Annotated in this window: 17 protein-coding genes; 12 read left to right on the top strand and 5 right to left on the bottom strand. The window is 36.8% G+C overall.

Going from position 1 to position 19,050, the window contains the following annotated elements; genetic code table 11:
• Nucleotides 1–47: 47 nt before the first annotated feature.
• On the bottom strand, nt 48–1,385 hold the full coding sequence (locus NBG71_RS13710) for an MFS transporter (RefSeq protein WP_219410210.1): 1,338 nt from the start codon (nt 1,383–1,385) through the stop codon (nt 48–50).
• A gap of 298 nt (nt 1,386–1,683) precedes the next feature.
• Here NBG71_RS13710 and NBG71_RS13705 point away from each other — a divergent pair, with 298 nt between their 5' ends.
• The 10 genes from NBG71_RS13705 (at nt 1,684) to NBG71_RS13660 (ending at nt 14,040) form a co-directional block, all read left to right on the top strand.
• Nucleotides 1,684–2,961, top strand: coding sequence for an ABC transporter substrate-binding protein (locus NBG71_RS13705; protein WP_219410209.1), 1,278 nt, complete (start codon nt 1,684–1,686; stop codon nt 2,959–2,961).
• Nucleotides 2,962–3,018: 57 nt separating this feature from the next.
• Complete coding sequence (locus NBG71_RS13700) at nt 3,019–5,394, top strand: ATP-binding protein (protein WP_219410208.1); 2,376 nt, start codon at nt 3,019–3,021, stop codon at nt 5,392–5,394.
• Complete coding sequence (locus NBG71_RS13695; RefSeq protein ID WP_075672685.1) at nt 5,372–6,649, top strand: sigma-54-dependent transcriptional regulator; 1,278 nt, start codon at nt 5,372–5,374, stop codon at nt 6,647–6,649. Before NBG71_RS13700 ends, NBG71_RS13695 begins: the two co-directional genes overlap by 23 nt.
• Nucleotides 6,650–7,719: 1,070 nt before the next feature.
• Entirely contained in the window at nt 7,720–8,286 is a 567-nt protein-coding gene (locus NBG71_RS13690) for a fimbrial protein (protein ID WP_075672684.1), read from the top strand.
• Between the two features lie 93 nt (nt 8,287–8,379).
• On the top strand, nt 8,380–10,875 hold the full coding sequence (locus NBG71_RS13685; protein ID WP_250916934.1) for a fimbria/pilus outer membrane usher protein: 2,496 nt from the start codon (nt 8,380–8,382) through the stop codon (nt 10,873–10,875).
• A gap of 26 nt (nt 10,876–10,901) precedes the next feature.
• The gene (locus NBG71_RS13680) at nt 10,902–11,648 is read left to right on the top strand and encodes a fimbrial biogenesis chaperone (RefSeq protein WP_075672682.1); all 747 of its coding nucleotides are present in this window, start codon (nt 10,902–10,904) and stop codon (nt 11,646–11,648) included.
• Between the two features lie 4 nt (nt 11,649–11,652).
• Nucleotides 11,653–12,138: a fimbrial protein gene (locus tag NBG71_RS13675; protein ID WP_075672681.1), complete on the top strand. Its 486-nt coding sequence runs from the start codon at nt 11,653–11,655 to the stop codon at nt 12,136–12,138.
• A 16-nt stretch (nt 12,139–12,154) separates the two neighbouring features.
• Nucleotides 12,155–12,646, top strand: coding sequence for a fimbrial protein (locus NBG71_RS13670; protein WP_075672680.1), 492 nt, complete (start codon nt 12,155–12,157; stop codon nt 12,644–12,646).
• Nucleotides 12,646–13,182, top strand: coding sequence for a fimbrial protein (locus tag NBG71_RS13665; RefSeq protein ID WP_075672679.1), 537 nt, complete (start codon nt 12,646–12,648; stop codon nt 13,180–13,182). The genes NBG71_RS13670 and NBG71_RS13665 overlap by 1 nt, the downstream gene beginning before the upstream one ends.
• 6 nt (nt 13,183–13,188) lie before the next feature.
• Nucleotides 13,189–14,040, top strand: a complete 852-nt coding sequence (locus NBG71_RS13660) for an MrpH family fimbial adhesin (RefSeq protein WP_083629086.1) — start codon at nt 13,189–13,191, stop codon at nt 14,038–14,040.
• Nucleotides 14,041–14,143: 103 nt separating this feature from the next.
• Here the strand turns inward: NBG71_RS13660 and dhaM are convergent, their stop codons facing one another.
• The 4 genes from dhaM to NBG71_RS13640 form a co-directional block, all read right to left on the bottom strand.
• Nucleotides 14,144–15,592 (bottom strand): dihydroxyacetone kinase phosphoryl donor subunit DhaM, encoded by a 1,449-nt coding sequence (gene dhaM, locus NBG71_RS13655; protein ID WP_250916933.1) that lies wholly within the window; start codon nt 15,590–15,592, stop codon nt 14,144–14,146.
• Nucleotides 15,593–15,633: 41 nt separating this feature from the next.
• Nucleotides 15,634–16,266: a dihydroxyacetone kinase subunit DhaL gene (gene dhaL / locus NBG71_RS13650; protein WP_250916932.1), complete on the bottom strand. Its 633-nt coding sequence runs from the start codon at nt 16,264–16,266 to the stop codon at nt 15,634–15,636.
• 30 nt (nt 16,267–16,296) lie between these two features.
• Nucleotides 16,297–17,361, bottom strand: a complete 1,065-nt coding sequence (gene dhaK / locus NBG71_RS13645) for a dihydroxyacetone kinase subunit DhaK (RefSeq protein WP_075672675.1) — start codon at nt 17,359–17,361, stop codon at nt 16,297–16,299.
• Nucleotides 17,362–17,631: 270 nt separating this feature from the next.
• Nucleotides 17,632–17,892: an Ogr/Delta-like zinc finger protein gene (locus tag NBG71_RS13640; protein ID WP_250916931.1), complete on the bottom strand. Its 261-nt coding sequence runs from the start codon at nt 17,890–17,892 to the stop codon at nt 17,632–17,634.
• Between the two features lie 575 nt (nt 17,893–18,467).
• On the opposite strand from NBG71_RS13640, the gene NBG71_RS13635 reads away from it, so the two are divergent.
• Together NBG71_RS13635 and NBG71_RS13630 are read left to right on the top strand one after the other, a co-directional pair.
• The gene (locus tag NBG71_RS13635) at nt 18,468–18,770 is read left to right on the top strand and encodes a phage holin family protein (RefSeq protein WP_075672673.1); all 303 of its coding nucleotides are present in this window, start codon (nt 18,468–18,470) and stop codon (nt 18,768–18,770) included.
• Between the two features lie 74 nt (nt 18,771–18,844).
• On the top strand, nt 18,845–19,042 hold the full coding sequence (locus NBG71_RS13630) for a hypothetical protein (RefSeq protein ID WP_098941920.1): 198 nt from the start codon (nt 18,845–18,847) through the stop codon (nt 19,040–19,042).
• Nucleotides 19,043–19,050: the final 8 nt, after the last annotated feature.

The raw sequence follows: 19,050 nt of genomic DNA, 5'->3' as shown, positions 1-19,050 counted from the left end.
AAGAGGGATACCCAACGGTATCCCTTGATGACAACTTAATTAATTCATTAATCCATGGTAACTTTTTTCGCATTCCAGACTAGCATCGCTAAAATCATGGAAACGATGGCAGAACCAATCCAGAAATACTGTACTGTGGTGAAGTCATAATGAGTTACACCATCAATTTCTGAGACTTTAATTAATGATGCCGAAATCAGTTCTTGAGCTGATGCAGCAATATAAGCAAATAGTCCGATAAAGCCTTTTACTGCCCCTACTGCGTTTTTCGGCATCAGGTCACAAGCGGTTAAACCAGCTAAAAACACAACTAAGCCACCAATAGCGAAACCAATCATACTTAATGCAATAGCATCCATAACACGGCTTTGTGGGCCCCAGAACATCAATGCAAAACCGGCGATGTTGGCAATACCATAAATAAGTGTTGGAATATGACGGTTAGCATTAAACAGTTTGTCTGAAACAATACCCGCTAGAATTGCGCCAATAAATCCTGCAATTGGATAAGTAGACATTGCAAAACCAGCATCAATCAGTGAGTAACCTTTTGAACCTTGTAGGTAAAGGACAGCCCATGAACTGATTGCATAGCGAGAGATATACATAGCCGCACATGCTGCAGCAATGATCCATACGGTAGGTTGTTTTAGGATAAATAATTGAGCACGACGAGTTTCTTTTGGATCGTTACTTTTAGAAAATTCAGCTTCTTCACCAAATGCCGTTGCTGGATCTGGCAGACCATAAGTGCGAGGGCGGTCTTTTAATAACATTAATAAGACTATACCAGCAGCTAAACTAGCAATACCTGCACCGATAAAGCCTGCACGCCAACCAAAAAAGCTTACAACAGTTGCAGTTAAGATCCATGTGATTGCTTCACCAATATTACGCGAGCCACCCCAGATAGAATAAACACTACCTCGTTGTTTTGGAGAGAACCATTGGAAGATAGAGACGCAAGAAGGTGCTGAACCTACAGATTGGAACCAACCGTTAATACCCCATAATAGAACGAAGAATAGACCTGCCGTTGACATCCCCATAAAAATACAAGTAATTGAGGAGGCAATTAACGAGATGGACATAAAGCGTCCAATATTGGCATAATCTGACAAGAAGCCGTTAGAGAACTTACCAAATGCATAGGTAAAGAAGAACGCAGAACCCATTAAACCGAGTTCAGTTGTTGTCACAATACCTGCATCCAGCATAGGTTTTTTAACCACACCGAGTGCCATACGAACCACATAGAACATGGCATAACCAAAAACAAGTCCTATAAAAACCTGCCATTGGTATTTTTTATAAATTGATCTGATCTTTTCATTAGATTCTTCTAATAGAGGGAGATCTTTTCTTGTTTTAAAGAATTTAAACATATAGATAGCTCCGAAAAAATAGATAAAGCTGAAAGTTTTTAGTCGGAGTGAATACTAGCGAGTCGGAAGGAATAACAGCAAAATGCTAACAATGAGTCATGATTGACACATTACCTTAATTTGATGGGTTAAAACTGTAATCTAGGTAATTTATATTAATACCAAAAGAAGAGAATATAAGCGTATCGCAAAAAAGATTGAGTCATAGTTGACTCACAATCGAAATAAAATAATTGTCATGAAATATTAAATTTATGATCCTGAGCACAATTTTAAGAAAACTTCTATGGTGAGGAAAATGAAAGGGAAACTTATCCTGTCATTCTTTTGTTTGTTTTTTATTTTCGGCGCAAATGCAAAAGATGATCGACTTGTTATCTTGACTACACATTCAGATACAGTAATGCGGCCATTAATGTTAGCTTTTGCTGAAAAATATCCAGATATTAAAACACAAGTTGTTTATCGACGTGTTGAAATCGCAGAAAGATTAATAAAAAATTATCCTTATCAATCTATTGATATTGTCATGTCTTCTTCCGCAAATTTTTATCATCATCTTGATAGAGAAGGCTTACTTTCTCGTTTGCCTATTAAAAATGAAACCCCTGACTGGTTATTAAAGCACAGTAGTATTATAAACGATAAGGTAACGGCGTTTGGTTATTCAGGGATTGGGATTATTAGTAATACTCAATATTTACAAAAGCATCAGTTACCTTCGCCTAAAAGTTGGAAAGACCTCACAGCTCCTATTTATCAAGGTCATTTGACGATGACAACACCAGCTAATTCTGGCACGACACAGCTAATGGTTGAAAATATTTTACAGGAAAACGGTTGGGAAGAAGGTTGGAAAATCTTATTGGAATTGAATGGTAATTTAGCATCAATATCAGCGCGAAGTGCTAGGGTCAGCGATGCCGTTGCTAGGGGAATTGTCGGTGCAGGGCCTGTCATTGATAATTATGCTTTCAATCATCAAAAACGGTTTGATTTTATTGATTTCGACTATTTTGATAAATCAATAATTTTACCCGCTTATGTTGCTATCTTAGCTGAAAGTGATAAACACGCAGAAGCAGGTGTTTTTATTTCTTTTCTTCTTTCTGAAGAGGGGCAAGAAATTGTTTATAACAGTGATATGGCAAAGATCCCGCTAAGTGAAAAAGTATTAAGTACAAATTCTCAATTAGCCGATTCAACAGATTTTATTTTAGATAGTAATAAAGCTTATCACCGCCGCGAAGTCGTTAATGCGTTATTCGATCAGATGATCACCCATAACTTTCCGTTAATGCGTCAAGTTTGGAGTGATATTCATGAAGCCGAAAGGCAAAATGATCAAACGTCAGAACGTCTTGATGCGATTAGTAAGGCACGCAATATAGCAAGTTCAGTGCTTATTAGTGAAAATGAGGCTAATTCGCCAACTTTACAGGCACTTTTTACAAAAGCTGCGGATCAACGAGAGTATTCCGATCAAGCGTTAGCTGTGCTGTATCAATGGCGTACATTAGAAGCAGAAAAACTAGAACAAGCACGTGCTTTATTGAGAGAAAATAAATCACCCTAACCGCCTTGTGGTTCAAATATACAGCAGGAAGCACTGTTTTTATGAAAGGTATTACGGATGAAGTTATTAGTGCCTAAACAATTTGGCAAACTAGGTAGACGCCTGTATATGGCGTTTATCTTTAGTTCTTTACTCACCTTATTGATTGGTGTGGTTATCTTTTTTATGTGGGGAAAACTGGCGACACAAATTAATGCATCTGTGGGTGAATCTCTACCGATGTTAACCACCAGCTACAACATGGAGCGTTATAGCACCAATTTACAAATGCTATTAAAAGAGCGAGAGCAGACACAGAGAAAATCAGTTTCAGAGCAACAACAACAGGAAATTCATCAGTTATTAGATAATCTGCGTGAGTTTCCTATAGAGCAAAAACCACAACGTGATTTTTATACTCAGCTTGTCGATGAGCTTTCAGAACTTATTAATCAGCAAGATGTGTTATTAGATAAACGACGCGAATTAGAAAATCGTCTTGCACAATTATTAGGTCAACTGGCATGGATGCATGACGCTGTTGGCGAAGATATTAAGCCACTGCTTAATGAAATTGAGTGGCATGTCAGCCAAATGATTAATGAGAAAAATGTACAGGAAAATAGCTTACAGTTGTTATTAGAATCGACACTGTTACAAGAATTATTTACCACAGAAAATGAGTTAATCAGTTTAGTTGAGGAAATTGCGCATCAACGTTATAGCCGTGATATTGATGTCGCTTTCCACTATATTAGCGTTAAAATTGATGAAATTATCGCTTTAAATCAGAAGCTAAAAAGCTACCCGTCAACTATTGCTCATCGTCAGGTATTACAAGAAATTATTGCCATTACTCGCTATGACGGTGATATTTATCAGACACTGATTGATGATGTAGAAAACGAGAAAAAGCTCAAAGCGTTAACCCCTAAATTAAATGAAAAATTATCTCAGTTTGATAGCGCAGTCAGTGGGAATGTTTTAGCAACCAGTGAAGCGCTAAACAAGCTTAATGATAATACCCGCAAGCTAATGGCGACGGGAAAAATTGTGATTGTGGTGATTATTATTGCATCACTATTGCTGAGTATTATTGTGATGAAAATATTGATTGATAGAAGACTTATCGCAAGATTGAATAAACTCAGTGATGACTTAGCGCATGTTGCCAAAGGTAATTTAACGGAGCCTGTACTGATTGAAGGGCAAGATGAAATTGGTTTATTAAGTCGACGGCTTCGCCGATTTTGGCGTCAAATGAAAGAAGTTGAAACCAGTAATGCGTTAAATCTTATCAATAATACTGATGCGAGTTTAATTACCTGTCACCACGATGGCAGAATGGAAACTGTCAATCCAAGTGCAGCAACGTTATTAGGAACAGGAAAAGAGCAAAGTAATAAACCACTTTGGTTATTGTTTAGTGGTGAGGCGAGCACAATGCTTAAAGCACAATTTAGCTCAAGCAGTCAGCTTTATCGCTTAGGGCAAAGTGAATGTACTATTCGTATGGTAAAAGCAGGTGAGCCTCATTTCTTGCAATTTAATATTCGTGAATATCCTCATAAAGATGAGCATAAATATATTGTAACTATCACAGATATTACGCGCCAAGAGTTAAGTCGCTTAGAACTTCAACGGCTTGTAGCATTAAAAACACAAGATTTGCAGGACAAAAATCAGCAATTAAATGAAGAGATGTTGCGCCGTGAACAGGCACAAAAACACTTAATTCAAACACAAGAAGAGTTAGTACAAGCGGCTAAAATGGCGGTTGTTGGGCAGGCGATGACCAGTCTTGCGCATGAACTTAATCAGCCACTTTCTGCGATTAACACCTATTTGTATAGTGCAAAGCTGACTATACAGATGCAAAAGTATGATCAATTACCTGATTCTATCGAACGTATTGAAAAACTGTGCGCACGAATGAATCGAATTATTACGGCATTACGTAATTTCTCACGTAAATCTTCGTCTGAAATTAGCTTTGTTTCGGCGCCATTAAAAGAGTTAGTAGATAGTGCGATGGTGCTGGTGGAGTCTCGTTCTAAACGAGAGCAATGTATCATTACGAATAATATTCCTGATGAGTTAACCATTTGTGCAGACCCGACACAAATTGAGCAAGTCTTGGTTAATTTGTTTGTTAATGCGATGGATGCGATTGCAGGTGTTGGTGAAAGTCAGATCACGATTGATCTTTTATCTGTTGATCCTAAACGAAAATTAGTGGGGATCGCCGACAGTGGAAAAGGGTTTAATTCAGCCGTTTTACCAAAACTATTTACCCCATTTACAACCACAAAAGATGTGGGGCTTGGGTTAGGGTTATCCATTTGCCGTTCAATTATGCAACGGTTTGGTTATGAAATTTACTTGGCCTCTACATTAAATGGTGGCGCCATGGTTGTTTTGGAGTTTACAGATGACACAATCACACATGCCTGATATCGACGTTTTATTAATTGATGACGATGAAGATATTCTTGAATCTTATCGTCATTTACTCAATCTTGCGGGGATGGTTGCCAGAGTAACCAACTCGCCAGAAAAAGCATTAAGTCTTTTAACACCAGCATGGCAGGGTGCCGTTGTTCTTGATATCTATATGCCAGCAATGAATGGCATGGAGGTTTTAGAGCGCATTAAACAAATTGACGCTCGCATTCCAGTTATCATGATCACAGGACATGGAGATATACCGTTAGCAGTAGAAGCAGTAAAAAAAGGCGCTTATGATTTTATTGAAAAACCGATTAATCCGCCTGTTTTCTTAGAGTTAGTGGCAAAAGCGCATAAAGAGCGTCAATCTATTCTTTCTCTTAGAAATGCTGTGATAAGCACGACACAAGAGCGATTAGTCGGAGACAGCGCACAAATCACCGCGATCAGAGAGCAAGTGCAACAAATTGCCGATATCGATAAAGATTTAATGATAGAAGGCGAGATGGGAACAGGGCGTCATCTTCTTGCTCAACTATTACATGAATTAAGCCCGCATAGCGATAAATCGATCCAAACTGTGGATTGTCAGAATTTATCTGATATTAAACAGGTTATTGCTCAAATTGAAGCCGATGAAGTAGGAACGCTGATTTTGCGTTCTCCTTATGATTTATCCTCAGAAGCACAACGCTGGTTGAGTTCTTACTTGTTAGATATGGAACGCCAAGGAAAGCGTCATTTTAGAACGATTGCAATTTTAGAAAATAATACACAGCAATTGGTAACAGAAGGGCGACTAATTCCTGAATTCTATTACTATTTTTCACAAATCACTTTTTCATTGCCTCCGTTAAGTGCAAGACGCCCTGATATTATTCCGTTATTTAGAGCTTTTTTACGGCAAAGCGCACAGCGACTTGGTATTGCAGTACCAAAAATTGATCGTAATTATCTTGATATTTTAAAGCGTTACGATTGGCCGGGTAATATTCGTGAGCTACGAAATGTTGCTGAATTATATGCGGTAGGCATTGTGAAAATGGTTGATAGTGAACAACATAGAGCCATTATTCCACCAGAAGGTCCTTTGGATAACTTAGTTGATGAATATGAGCGTCGGTTAATTGAAGACGCATTATATTTATTTGCAGGCAGGGTTAGTGATGTGGCGGATTACTTGGGTATTCCACGTAAGAAGCTGTATTTACGAATGAAAAAACATGATCTCGATAAAGATAGCTATAAACCGAAGGTTTGATTTACACGCTACTAAATAACAAAGAAGCGCCATACTGGCGCTTTTTTGTTACCCATTTTTCCTTTATTAGAGGGGTTGTTAACCATCTCTTTAGAGATAATGCCATAATTATAATTAAGGCATTAGAAGGAGTAAAACGAATAAGCATTTTATTAACTATAGAATTTGGTTATACAAAATGCGATTAAAGACAATCTAAGTATGATTATATTCAAAAGATTAATCATAAAAAGAATTTTATTTTAAAGTTTGTTTTATAAATATGTTTATATTTATTTTAAATTTATATTTAAAATATCATCAAAATCAGATTGTCTAAATATAAGTTATATTAGATAAAATGATGCCGTTTAATATAATTCCTCAATTGAGATGAATCTTAAGTGTTTTTGTATATATATTAGGTTTATCGTTTCAGTCAGAATCAACATTCTGTATATTGGAAGTTATTCAAAATAAAAAACTAAATAATGTTATTTTTATGGTTTTTATGTTTGGTTTGCTCAAAGAAAGCGTTAATTGTGGTATTCATCTCCTTTATTAAGTAATAATATCTAATCAATATTATATTTTAGATTTAAATACTAAAATTATTCTTTTAAAGATTTATTTCTCTTGGTAATTATCTTTAGGTTTTACTAATAGCATCATTTTTCGACTTTTGACTTAATTTACGCCTTTTGCGAGTATTTAATTGCAAAACAAGTAAAAGAACATAATTTAAATTTGTTTTTTTGCTTTAAATTTTTACTCTTACTTTATTATTAAAGTTTATTACTTATTTATATGTCTAATTAAGATGTTTTTATTAATTAAGGAATTTAATTTCTAAAGTATTTAAAACTGACGTTTAAAAAAGTGAATAAGATTAATTTATTCCATAAATTAATTTGAATATGAATGCAAAAAGGATGCATTTGTAGGATATCCCCTATCTTGGTTTTATAAATAGATATCAATGGAGCTGTAAAATTTAAATTATAGAAAGGCGGTTAGGTTTTATTACCTATCGCTTGTTTAGTTCGAAGCCAAGAAATATCAATATCTTTATTTTGTATAAAGGAAATTTTATGAAATTTACTAAATTAGCTTTAGGTGTTGCGTTGTCTTTAGTTGTTGCTGCTCCTACTTTAGCTGCAGATCCAGCGGAAAGCCGTGAAGGTAAAGTGCGTTTTACTGGCTTTATCAATGATGTTCCATGTTCAATCGATGATAAAAGTTTAGATCAAACTGTTAAGTTTGGTGAAATCGCATTGCATGAACTGACCAGCAATAAATTCCGTTCAGATAGCGAAAACTTCGATATTATCCTGAAAAATTGCTCAACTGAAACTTACAAAACTGCAAAAGTATCATTTACTGGTGCAACTGTAAGTGGTTTTGATGGTTATACCGGCGAATTACTGGGCTTAGGTGGCAAAGTACAAAACGCAGGTATCGTTATCACTGACCGCGGTAATAACCCAATTACTTTTGGTCAAGGCTTTCCAGTGGCAGGCCACGCTTTAAATAATGGCGACGGCTCTACCACGACATTGCAATTCTCGGCTTACGTGAAAGGTAATGAAGCAGACGATAAGAAAGCAACAACAGGTTCTTTTGACACAGTAGCTAACTTCAAGGTTATCTACGAATAATTGTTGTTTTTTTAATAGGATGTGTGGCGCTTAAGCGCCATGCATCTCATCAATATTGTCTTCTGTTAATAATGCTGAGGATGGCATAGCAAAATGAAAAGCATGAAAATAAATAAGATCACAAAAGTAATGCTTTTATTCTTTGTTCCTTTTTCGTTGCCTATTTTTGCAGAAGAAGCAGTCGATTTTAATACCGACTTTTTAACAGATAAAGGTATTGAAAATACCGATTTTACTAAATTTTCTTACGCAAACTATATTCAGCCGGGTACTCATTTACTGGCGACCGACGTTAATAAACAAAGAGTAAGAAACGAAGAGCCTACTTTATTTTTTGCCCCAGATTACAACGCAGAATTATCCATTCCTTGTATCACTCCAGAGGTTTATCCCATTTTAGGTTTAAAGTCTGAATGGGAAAAAAAAGTCACTTGGCTAACCACTAATAATATCCAGTGCCTTGATTTTCGTTCTGTTCCTAATATGAATGCAGTGGGTGATCTCTATACCAGTATTTTAAATATCAGTATTCCTCAAGCCTTTATGGAATATCAAGATCCTAGTTGGGATCCGCCTTCACGTTGGGATGATGGTATTGCAGGATTCTTTCTTGATTACAATATGAGTAATCGCCTTATTCGATATGAAAATAATGGAAAAGGCACTGAAACAGGTACCAATATTAGTGGTGTGATGGGTATTAATATGGGGGCTTGGCGTTTGCGCTCCGATTGGCAAGCTTCTGGCGGTAATTTAAATAATGACGATAAATCATGGCGTTGGAATCAGCTTTATATCTTCCGTGCTATTCGTTCTTTGGGTGCTAAATTAACTTTAGGTGAGCAATATCTCTCGTCAGAGCTTTTTGATAGCTTCCGTTATTTAGGGGCTTCATTAGAGAGCGATAATGCGATGATCCCGCCTCGCTTACAAGGTTATGCGCCTGAAATTGCGGGGGTTGCAAGAACTAACGCCATAGTTATTGTGCGTCAAGATGGTCGTATTGTTTATCAAAATGAAGTAAGTCCAGGGCCATTTAGAATTCAAGACGTCAATACATTCGGTGGCGGTACCTTAGATGTTTCTATTGAAGAACAAGATGGTTCTGTTCAAACATTTAAAGTGGAAACATCGCGTTTAGGCACACTAACAAGACCTGGGCAGTTTTTATATAAGTTGGTAATGGGCAAACCCACTAAAAATGAACATGATACTGAAGGTCCTGCATTTTCTTTAGGCTCTTTCTCGTGGGGGGCTGCGAATAACACCACAATTTATGGTGGGTTATTAGCCTCAACAGAATATCAAAATATTGCTTTAGGTTTAGGGCAAGATTTAGCGCCATTCGGGGTTCTCTCCTTTAATATTTCAGCTTCACGGGCTGAGATGGGAAGTAACTTTGATGATAAAACCCTATCAGGAACTTCTTATAACGTTACTTATTCAAAGCAATTCGATGAAATAAATAGTCAGATTACGTTTGCGGGTTATCGCTTCTCTCAACGTGACTATTTAAGTATGACCCAGTTTTTAGATGGTCGTTATCGTGGACTTCATATTGACAGTGGTAAAGAGCTTTATACCGCAATATTTGGTACGGCTTTTCCTGAATATAATATCAATACTTACTTAAACTATTCTCGCCAAACATATTGGAATCGACCTTCAACGGATAATTATAGCTTTACTATTTCTAGTTATTTTGATTGGGCCAACTTTAAAAATTTATCTGTTAATTTATCAGCTTATAAAGTGGAATCGAGCCATAATAATGACGAAGGAGTTTATGTGTCATTAGGTGTACCACTTGAGCGTAATGACGCTAATATTAGTTATTCTGGATCGTTTAATCGCCATAATACCAGTAACAGTGTTAGCTATTATGAACGACTTAATGATCGTAGCACGTATAATTTATCGGCAGGAACGTGGGATAGCGATAAAGTTAATCTTTCAGGTTTCTATAATTATGACGGTAATTTAGCAAAACTGACTACAAGTGGTACTTATACCCAAAATAATCAAAGTGCATTATCAATGCAATTAATGGGTGGAATAACCGTCACTCCAGAAGGGGGAGCATTCCACCGAGTCACTTCAATGGGAAATTCACGTATATTGGTTGATACCAATAATGTTCAAGATATTCCGATTAAAACAGGTTTAACGCCAATTGAAACTAACCGACATGGTAAAGCGGTTTTAATGGGTGTGCAAAACTACTCTCGTAGCAATATCACCATCGATATTAATAACCTTCCTGAAAAAGCCGATGCCGTTCAATCGTCACAATATGCGACCTTAACCGAAGGGGCGATTGGTTATCGTAAATTTAATGTGATCGAAGGTGAGAAAGTCTTAGCCGTGATCACCATGGCTGATAAGAAACATCCTCCTTTTGGAGCTAGTGTTTATAACAAAGATAAATTAGAAGTAGGCATTATTTCAGACGAAGGTTTTGTTTATTTATCAGGTGTAAAAGCAGGTGAAACTTTAGATCTTGCTTGGAGTGGTGAAACTTGCCAATTCCAATTGCCTCAAGTACTAGAAAATAATTTAAGCAACATGTTGTTGCTTCCTTGTAAGTAATTAAATTTAAGTCAACGGTGAATGAAATGAAATATATCAACACACAAACATTAAGCGCTATCGTTACACTTTGCCTTTTTTCTCAATCCGCTTATTCCGCTATCGCATTAGATAGAACACGTGTTTTATATAATGAAGGTGAGCGCTCAGTCAGTATGGTTTTAGAAAATGAAAATGAATCTAAACCTTATTTAGCACAGTCTTGGCTTGAGAATAGTAAAGATGAAAAAATTAATTCTCCTTTTGTGGTAACACCACCAGTTCAACGTATTGAAGCCGGTAACAAAAGCCAAATTAAGATACAGGCATTACCAGCAACCAATATGTTACCCACAGACAGAGAAAGTATTTATTACCTTAATGTTCGTGAAATTCCTCCTCGTAGTGATTCTCCCAATGTTTTGCAAATTGCATTACAGACAAAAATTAAAGTGTTTTATCGACCAAAAAGCATTGTTGCACCTAGTCGCTTAGAAGCTAACCCAATGGAAAAAGACATTTTGATTGAAAAACAAGGTGCTAATTACAATGTAAAAAACCCTTCACCTTATTATTTAACTATTACCAAAGTGAGAAAGAACAATGTCGAAGTAAAAGACTTTGAAGCGGTGATGATTGAGCCTTTTGGCCAACGTCCATTAGGGGCAAAAGTGGTTGATTTAGGTGTAACGCCAGCCATTGAATATCTTAATGATTTCGGTGGATTAGTTGAATTAACATTCCAATGTCGTGGAGATATTTGTTCAGCAAATATCAAAGATAAGAAGGCGTAATATTATGCTTATATTCCGAGGTGTAATACTTTTTCTTTGTATGAGTTTTCTCACTCCTTCTGTATGGGCTGCTTCTGGCTTTTTAAGAGTCACAGTGAGCGGGAGTGTGGAATCGCGTCCTTGCAAAATTAACGATGGTAAACCTATCGAAGTGAATTTTAATGATGTGATGACCACAAGAATAGAAAACGAAAATTATAAACAAAAAATGGATTACACCTTGGATTGTAAAACAACAGGTGATCCGAGTATGTCTCTGAAATTTACCGGTGATGGTGCAGGGTTTGATACACGTTATTTAAAAACAAGTGTGACAGATTTAGGGGTATTATTTAAAACCGCTGATACCAATATTTATATGACAACACCGTTTAAGTTTAGCTATGAAACGAAACCTGAGCTTTATGCTGTACTCGTGAAAAAAAGTGGTGCCACATTACCAACGGGCGCTTTTACTGCAACTGCAACTATGCAGGTTTATTACAACTAACAGAGGAATAAACAATATGCATTATTATCCATTCCTCATTATGTTATTTTTATTTTCTGCATTTTCTTTACCCAGTTTGGCAAAAGATAATGAAACACAGGTACTGATTAAAGGTAATTTATTAACTCCACCTCCTTGTAAAGTGAATGATGGCAATATGATTGAGGTGAATTTTGGCCCCGTGGCAATAAAAACGATTAAAGGCTATGACCAAAAACGCGAGATTAATTACCAAATTACTTGTGAAGAAAATTTAAATAACTGGAATATGTATTTATCGATAGATGGGAAAAAAAGCAGTTTCGATACCAATGGATTGAGAACCAATATTAATGAATTAGCCGTAAAATTTATGATGGGTGATTCTATTATTGATTTAAATAAAAAGTATTCAGTTAATTTAAATAACCCCGAAAAGATTTGGGCTGTCTTGGTTAAAAAAGAAAATAGTGAACTGACGCCCGGTAATTTTACCTCAGGTGGCACTTTATTTGTGGAGTACCAATAATGAATAGATTAAGTGTGTTTCGCTCTATTATTGGTAGTTGTTTATTATTTTCCTCTTCTGTTTTTGCAGCTGAAAATCTTAATATTTTTGGTTCATTAATTATCGCACCTTGCAAAGTCTTGCCTGAACACTCTCAGGTTGATGTGACATTTGATGAAATTCGCTTGGATGATATTTATAAAAGTTATTTTGAATTTGAGAAAAAGGATTTCAAAATTACTTTATCAGAGTGTGATATCTCTATTGCCAAGCAAGTGAAGATTAAGTTTGAAGGGGCTACACATAATGAACTTGCTGGATTATTGGCATTAGACGACAGCGCAAACAACCCTGATTTAGGAATAAAAATTACCACTAAAGAAGGTGTACCCGTGATATTAGGGGATTATACCAGTTTATATAATATTCCTAATAATGGTGTTTTTGAGCTTAATTTTGTTGCTTATCTGCAAGCAACAGCGGTTGCCATTGCAAATAAATCAATTAAACCGGGGCATTTTTCTGCTACCGCCGTGTTTTCTTTGAAATATGAGTAACAAATAATGAAAAGAATACAGCAAATTTTAAAGTTACTGATTGTCGTATGTGGTTTTTCGCTATTTAGCGCACAGGCAGGTTATTTTACTTATATTACTAAATCTGGCGTTTCTCCTGATAAGTCAAGTGATATTCGTTATGATTTTGTTATGGAATATTGGACTGAGATAGGATTTACGCCAAATCCTTGCAAAAGCTTGGGTTTTAATGGTCGATGTTATATTCAAATAAATCACTTCCATAGCCTACCTGATAAAGGTGGAACGGGGACAGAACGTCGAGTTCCATGGCGTTGTAATGTTGATTTACAAAAATTGGCTAGTATGTCCGAGATACGTGATGTCGCAATGAATCAATGTGGTTTATCACTTCCTTTTGTTGGTTTTAGTGATCACCTTGGTAAACCTAAGGTTGATGAATGTATTGCTTTTTTTATGACGAGTAGTCCAACGGGAGGAAGTGGAAGAATGGTGCCTGGCGGTGTATGTGGTATTGCCCCACCGCCTGAAGGTAAATGTGCATTTATTTCTAGTAATTTAAATATTTCACATGGCGTACTTGATGTGACACAAGTTAATGGTGATGAAGCCGAAGAGCAATTTGCACTTACTTGTAATGAAACTATGCCTGTAAAAATTACCAGCTCAATGGAAGATCATTTTTTAAACTTAAAACCAGATGGTAGCATTCGTTCTTTTTTAACCTTAAATGGTTCACCTGCATCGATTGGAACACAGGTTAACGCAATAAAGAATGAATATACTTATGTGAGAGTGATGTCAAAGCTTCAAACCTATGGAACGCCTTCATTAGGTAACTTTAGTGGTACTACGACATTGGTATTATCAATACCTTAATAAAATTAGAAGAGTCAATAATGACCTAGATTGATAGCGTTTTTCGTTGACTTACCCGCACATACTTGTGCGGGTTTTTTTATGTGCTTAATGTGAAAAAGGTTTATAGCGTTATAGGTTCAATAACTAATTCACCTTTATTTGTATCTAATTTTAGCTTTTGAGATTCTGTGACTTTTAATAACGTAGGCCCTAAATTGACTAACATCGGTAAGCGCATTTCCGCCGCGATAATGGCGCTGTGAGAGTGACTATCACCTTTTGCTAAAGCAATACCGACTAATTGACTATCAGCTAACTGAATTAATGTAGAAGGGAAAAGCTCTTTTGCGACCAACATAGCAGGTTGTGAAGGGGTGAAACTTGGGCGTGTTTTATCTTGTAAATGATAAAGCACCTGATTACGTAGATCACGAAGATCGAGTTCACGCGCGCGTAAATAAGGATCGTTGAGGGCGCAATACAGTTGTGTTCTTTCTTGCATTTCATCTGACCAACTTTGTTGGGCGCTGATCTTCTCTTCTTTAATGCGATCAATCACACTCGTTATTAACTCATCATCATCTAACATCATGATATGGCCGTTAAAAATAGCACCAATATGCTCACCTAATGTCTGGCTTGCTTTATTGGCTGTCTGTTTTAGAGCTTTTAGCGTCTCTTTTATTGCAAAATTAAGTTTGCCAATTTGGGCATGGATATCAATCGGTTCAGATAAGTTTTCTATCGGTGATAGCTCTATTTCATGCCAAATAAAAGCAGGGGCTTTAATTTGAGACACCGGGGCTAAAATACCTTTTAATGTTATGGTATTAGAGTCAGAAGGTAGCTCTTCACCAAAGCCATTTTTGGCAAGTTCAAGAAAAGCGGCTATCGCTTCATCTTCTTGCTCACCAGAGGCGATTAACGTTATCTCATCACCTTGGCGAATTTGTATTAATGACAGCTGATTTAAGCTGAGAGGATTAATACGTCTATCCCCTTTAACTAGTTGATAATCTGCCTGAAAAGCAGAAAGCACCTCAACTAAAGTCGCAGCCGGTCTTACGTGTAATCCATGAGGATTGCGAACAACCCAACTTGCCTCTTTGCCATGAATTTTGACAGGGGCATTAATATCATTTCTAGGCTGAACGAAATTTTCACCCAGCTGAATTTTCTTTGGATATAAAGAATTTGAAGCTTCTTCAATTACTTTCTCTAATGACGCTCCTGATGATGCCGCGACAACCGCAGCAAGTGTACCTTCAACTAAGGGAGCAGAGCAGAGAGTAACTTTTTCAGCGAGATCAGGATCAAGTAACTCAATCGCAGTTTCTGCACTTAATATTGCACTGCCTAAATCCATCATCACAACAATAGATTGTGCTTGAGAAAGTGATTCTATCGCCGTCATAATTTTAACGGCATCAGTACCAATTGCATGTTCTTCATCGTTGATACCTGCGGCAACGGCAAGTTGGCAATGAGCCGGATTAAGCATCTGACTGGCAAGCTCTGCCACACCATCAGCGAGATGTTTACTATGAGAAACAATAACAATATTTATCATGGTAGACCTTTATTGGTTGCTTGTGTTGGTTGTTTGGTCAGTTATGCATTAATACTATTTGCAAGGGCTTGTATCATCAGTACCACAGAAGCACTGCCGGGATCTTTATGTCCAATACTGCGCTCACCTAAGTAGCTTGCTCGTCCTTTTCGAGCTTGCATCGGGATAGTATTTTCAGCGGCTCTTTCAGCGACAATTTGTGCTTGGTTGAGGGCTTCTTTAATAGAAAGATTTTGTTCATTAGATTGTTTTAATGACTCAACCACTGGCCACCAAACATCACACATGGTTTTATCATTTGGCTCTGCTTTTCCTCGGCTTACAATGCCTGCCACACCTTCTGTTACCATTTCAACGAGTTGGTTAAGTTCTAGATTTTGCAATGAAGCCGTGGGTTTGGCGGCACGAATAAAGAAGGTACCAAATAGAGGGCCACTTGCACCGCCAATATTTGAGAGCAATGTCATGCCTGTGGTTTTGAGGATGGTGCCAATATCTTGCCCGTCAAATTCAGGTAATTTTTCCTGCACTTTTCTAAAGCCACGGTTCATATTTAAACCGTGGTCAGCATCACCAATTTCACGATCTAGATCCGTTAAATAATCGCTGTTTTGTTCAAACAGCTGTGCACATTGTTGTAACCAAAGAATAATTTGCGCTTGAGTTAATGCCATAATTTGTTCCTTTTTATTTTTATTAATAACTTATTTCACCATTGCGGGTGTATTCACTGGGGCATCCCATAAAGAGAGCAATTCATCATCCACTTTGAGTAGTGTAATGGAGATCCCTGACATATCGAGTGAAGTACAATAAGCGCCAATTAAAGAACGTTCGATGGTTAAGCCAAATTTTTCACAGCATTGAGTTAAACGGTTATAAACACCATAAAGCTCAGATTGTGGTGTGGCACCTAAGTTATTAACTAAAACAATGACGCGATCGCCAGATTTTAAAGGCTGTTTTTCCTGATTTTCATCGATCCAAGTGCCGTTTTCACGATCCCAATTGCGGATCACTCGTTGATAGTGGCCATTTTCAATTAAAGTATTAAACATGGCATCGACAGTATCGTTCAGGGAAGTAAATTTACGACGATCAATACCTGGTTCACCGTGAATACCGACACCAAACTCCATTTCATTTTCAGGTAAAGTAAAAGAGGGTTTTCCTGCTGCTGGAACTGTACAGGCTTCCAAGGCAACACCGATAGAGAAACCATTGTTATTAATGTGATGACCTAATTTAACCAGTTCATCAAGAGAGTCGCCTCTTTCAGCTGCCGCACCCAGTAGTTTTTCAATTAATACGGTATTGGCAACACCACGACGTCCTGCGGTATATAAGCTATCTTTTACTGCCACATCATCATCGACTAATATTGTGGCAATTTTTACACCATCGTCATGAAGCAGTTCTGTTGCCGTTTCAAAATTCAGCACATCTCCGGTGTAGTTTTTTACGATCATTAAAACACCTTCACCGCTATCGATCTCTTTGGCACAGTCATACATTTTATCCGGTGTTGGTGACGTAAATATTTCACCCGGGCATGCACCATCAAGCATCCCTTTACCTACAAAACCTGCATGCATCGGTTCATGTCCGCTGCCACCGCCGGACAATAGAGCAACTTTACCTTTTATTGGAGCATCTTTTCGCGTGACATAAAAAGAGGAGGGATGAAATTTGATTTCAGGATGGGCTTTTGCAAAGCCTTGTAGTTGTTCAGATAACACATCATCAACTCGATTAATCAGCTTTTTCATCTTAAATGCTCCATTTGAAATTTGTGTTTAGTTTTCAAACCAAAAATTGATCTCTGGTTTGGGGGCTGACAAATTATTTTTTAAAGGATTGGCAAACACGGCATCAATAAGCGGTATTTGTTTTATTTAAAACATAAGAATTATTTTCATTTAGCTTAAAAATGAATCTACATCATTTATCTTTCTATAAGTATAGGTTAGTCAAATAACCTGTCAGAATGGGAGCAAGATCATAAAAATAAATGAAAAAAGAGTGTCTGTTAGTGATGGTTACATATCTTGCAAAAGAGTGAGTGCTTTCTCTCTTTGTTCTGGAGAGAGGTTTTTAATCACATTTAATAACAACATATCTTTGTTTTTTGCACTTGGCATAAGGGTATGACTAAATGTGAGGTTTAAAACAAAGGTATGCCCGCATTCAGGATCACGACAAGCACAATAGAGATCGGATAACTCTTTGTGTTTACGATTACTTTTCTTTATAAGCGCTTTTTCACCGCATTCAGGACAAAAAATAGTTAAGACACGCATATCGTTTTTCTCTTTTTTATGGACTATCAGATAGCTTCTATATTAGCTGAAAATTGTATTATAACCAGTCTATTTATTGTTTTTCTATATAAAACTTTGTTTTAAGGTTGTTTAAGAAGCTGACAACAAGTTTGTTTGTTTTATTTTGTGTGAATAGTTCGGTTATTGTCGGATAAACAGTGATAACCGACGTTAACCGAACAAACTTACTAGCCTGAAATACAAACTTTGTAGATAATAGCTTCACATTAAATGATATGGAGATAAGCAAGGTATTGAATTTATTGTTTATTCTTTTTATTGATTTTCAGTGTAAGTAGAAGCAATAGACAAGGATGTCTATTACAAGTTAACAAGGAAGTTAGCAGTAATATAACTGAATCGCCTGTTGTTTATCGCAAATGGATGTTGCGCGTAGTTGAAATAAAAGGAACTTACGTTATCTCAATCGGGAATTTATTCAGTTACACAGGGTCGTGGCTTACTGCTAATTCTTTACAGATTATCTGATGAATGTTGGGAGGGGAGGGTTCTTTTTACGGTTAAAAAAGTGTAATCAGAGATGAGGTGTATTCATGGATGAATATGACAATACATTGATATCATTAGTCATAGTGGGCGCTTTTATTGCATTAGGGAAGATGCTCGTTGCGAATGAAACTATTACATTAAGATTGTTTATCGGCAAAATTATTTTAGGTTCTGCGGTTTCTGTTGTTGCTGGCGCACTGCTTATTTTATGGCCTGGAATTGATTCTGTCGCAGTAATGGGAATAGGTTCAGCGCTCGGTATTGTGGGTTATCAGTTAGTCGAAATCTGGTTACGTAAACGAGGTAATCAATTTTTTTCAGGGAAAGAAAAAGATGATACCAAGTAAAAAATGCAACACGTTTTCATCATAATAAAAGTCGATAAATTCAGTTTTGTCTCGAATGACTAAGGAGTTAGGTCATGTTCAATACACAAGCGTTATATGCATGGATTGCACTACTGGCGTTTAGTTTGGGTTGGATTGCTCAAGGATGGCATCGAGATAATATAGCGTTAGAACAACGGATGTTAATAACGGCAATCGAAGATCAAGCAAACATGGATGCTTGTCTTGATCTTCAACTTTTTGTTTATGTATTAGAGGAAAATTATCCCTAATATAAAGA

The sequence above is a fragment of the Proteus sp. FZP2095 genome, from assembly GCF_023701425.1.
Taxonomy (GTDB): Bacteria; Pseudomonadota; Gammaproteobacteria; order Enterobacterales; family Enterobacteriaceae; genus Proteus; species Proteus cibarius.
Note: the sequence above shows the minus strand (reverse complement) of the source record. Positions and strands in the feature narration are given on the sequence as shown.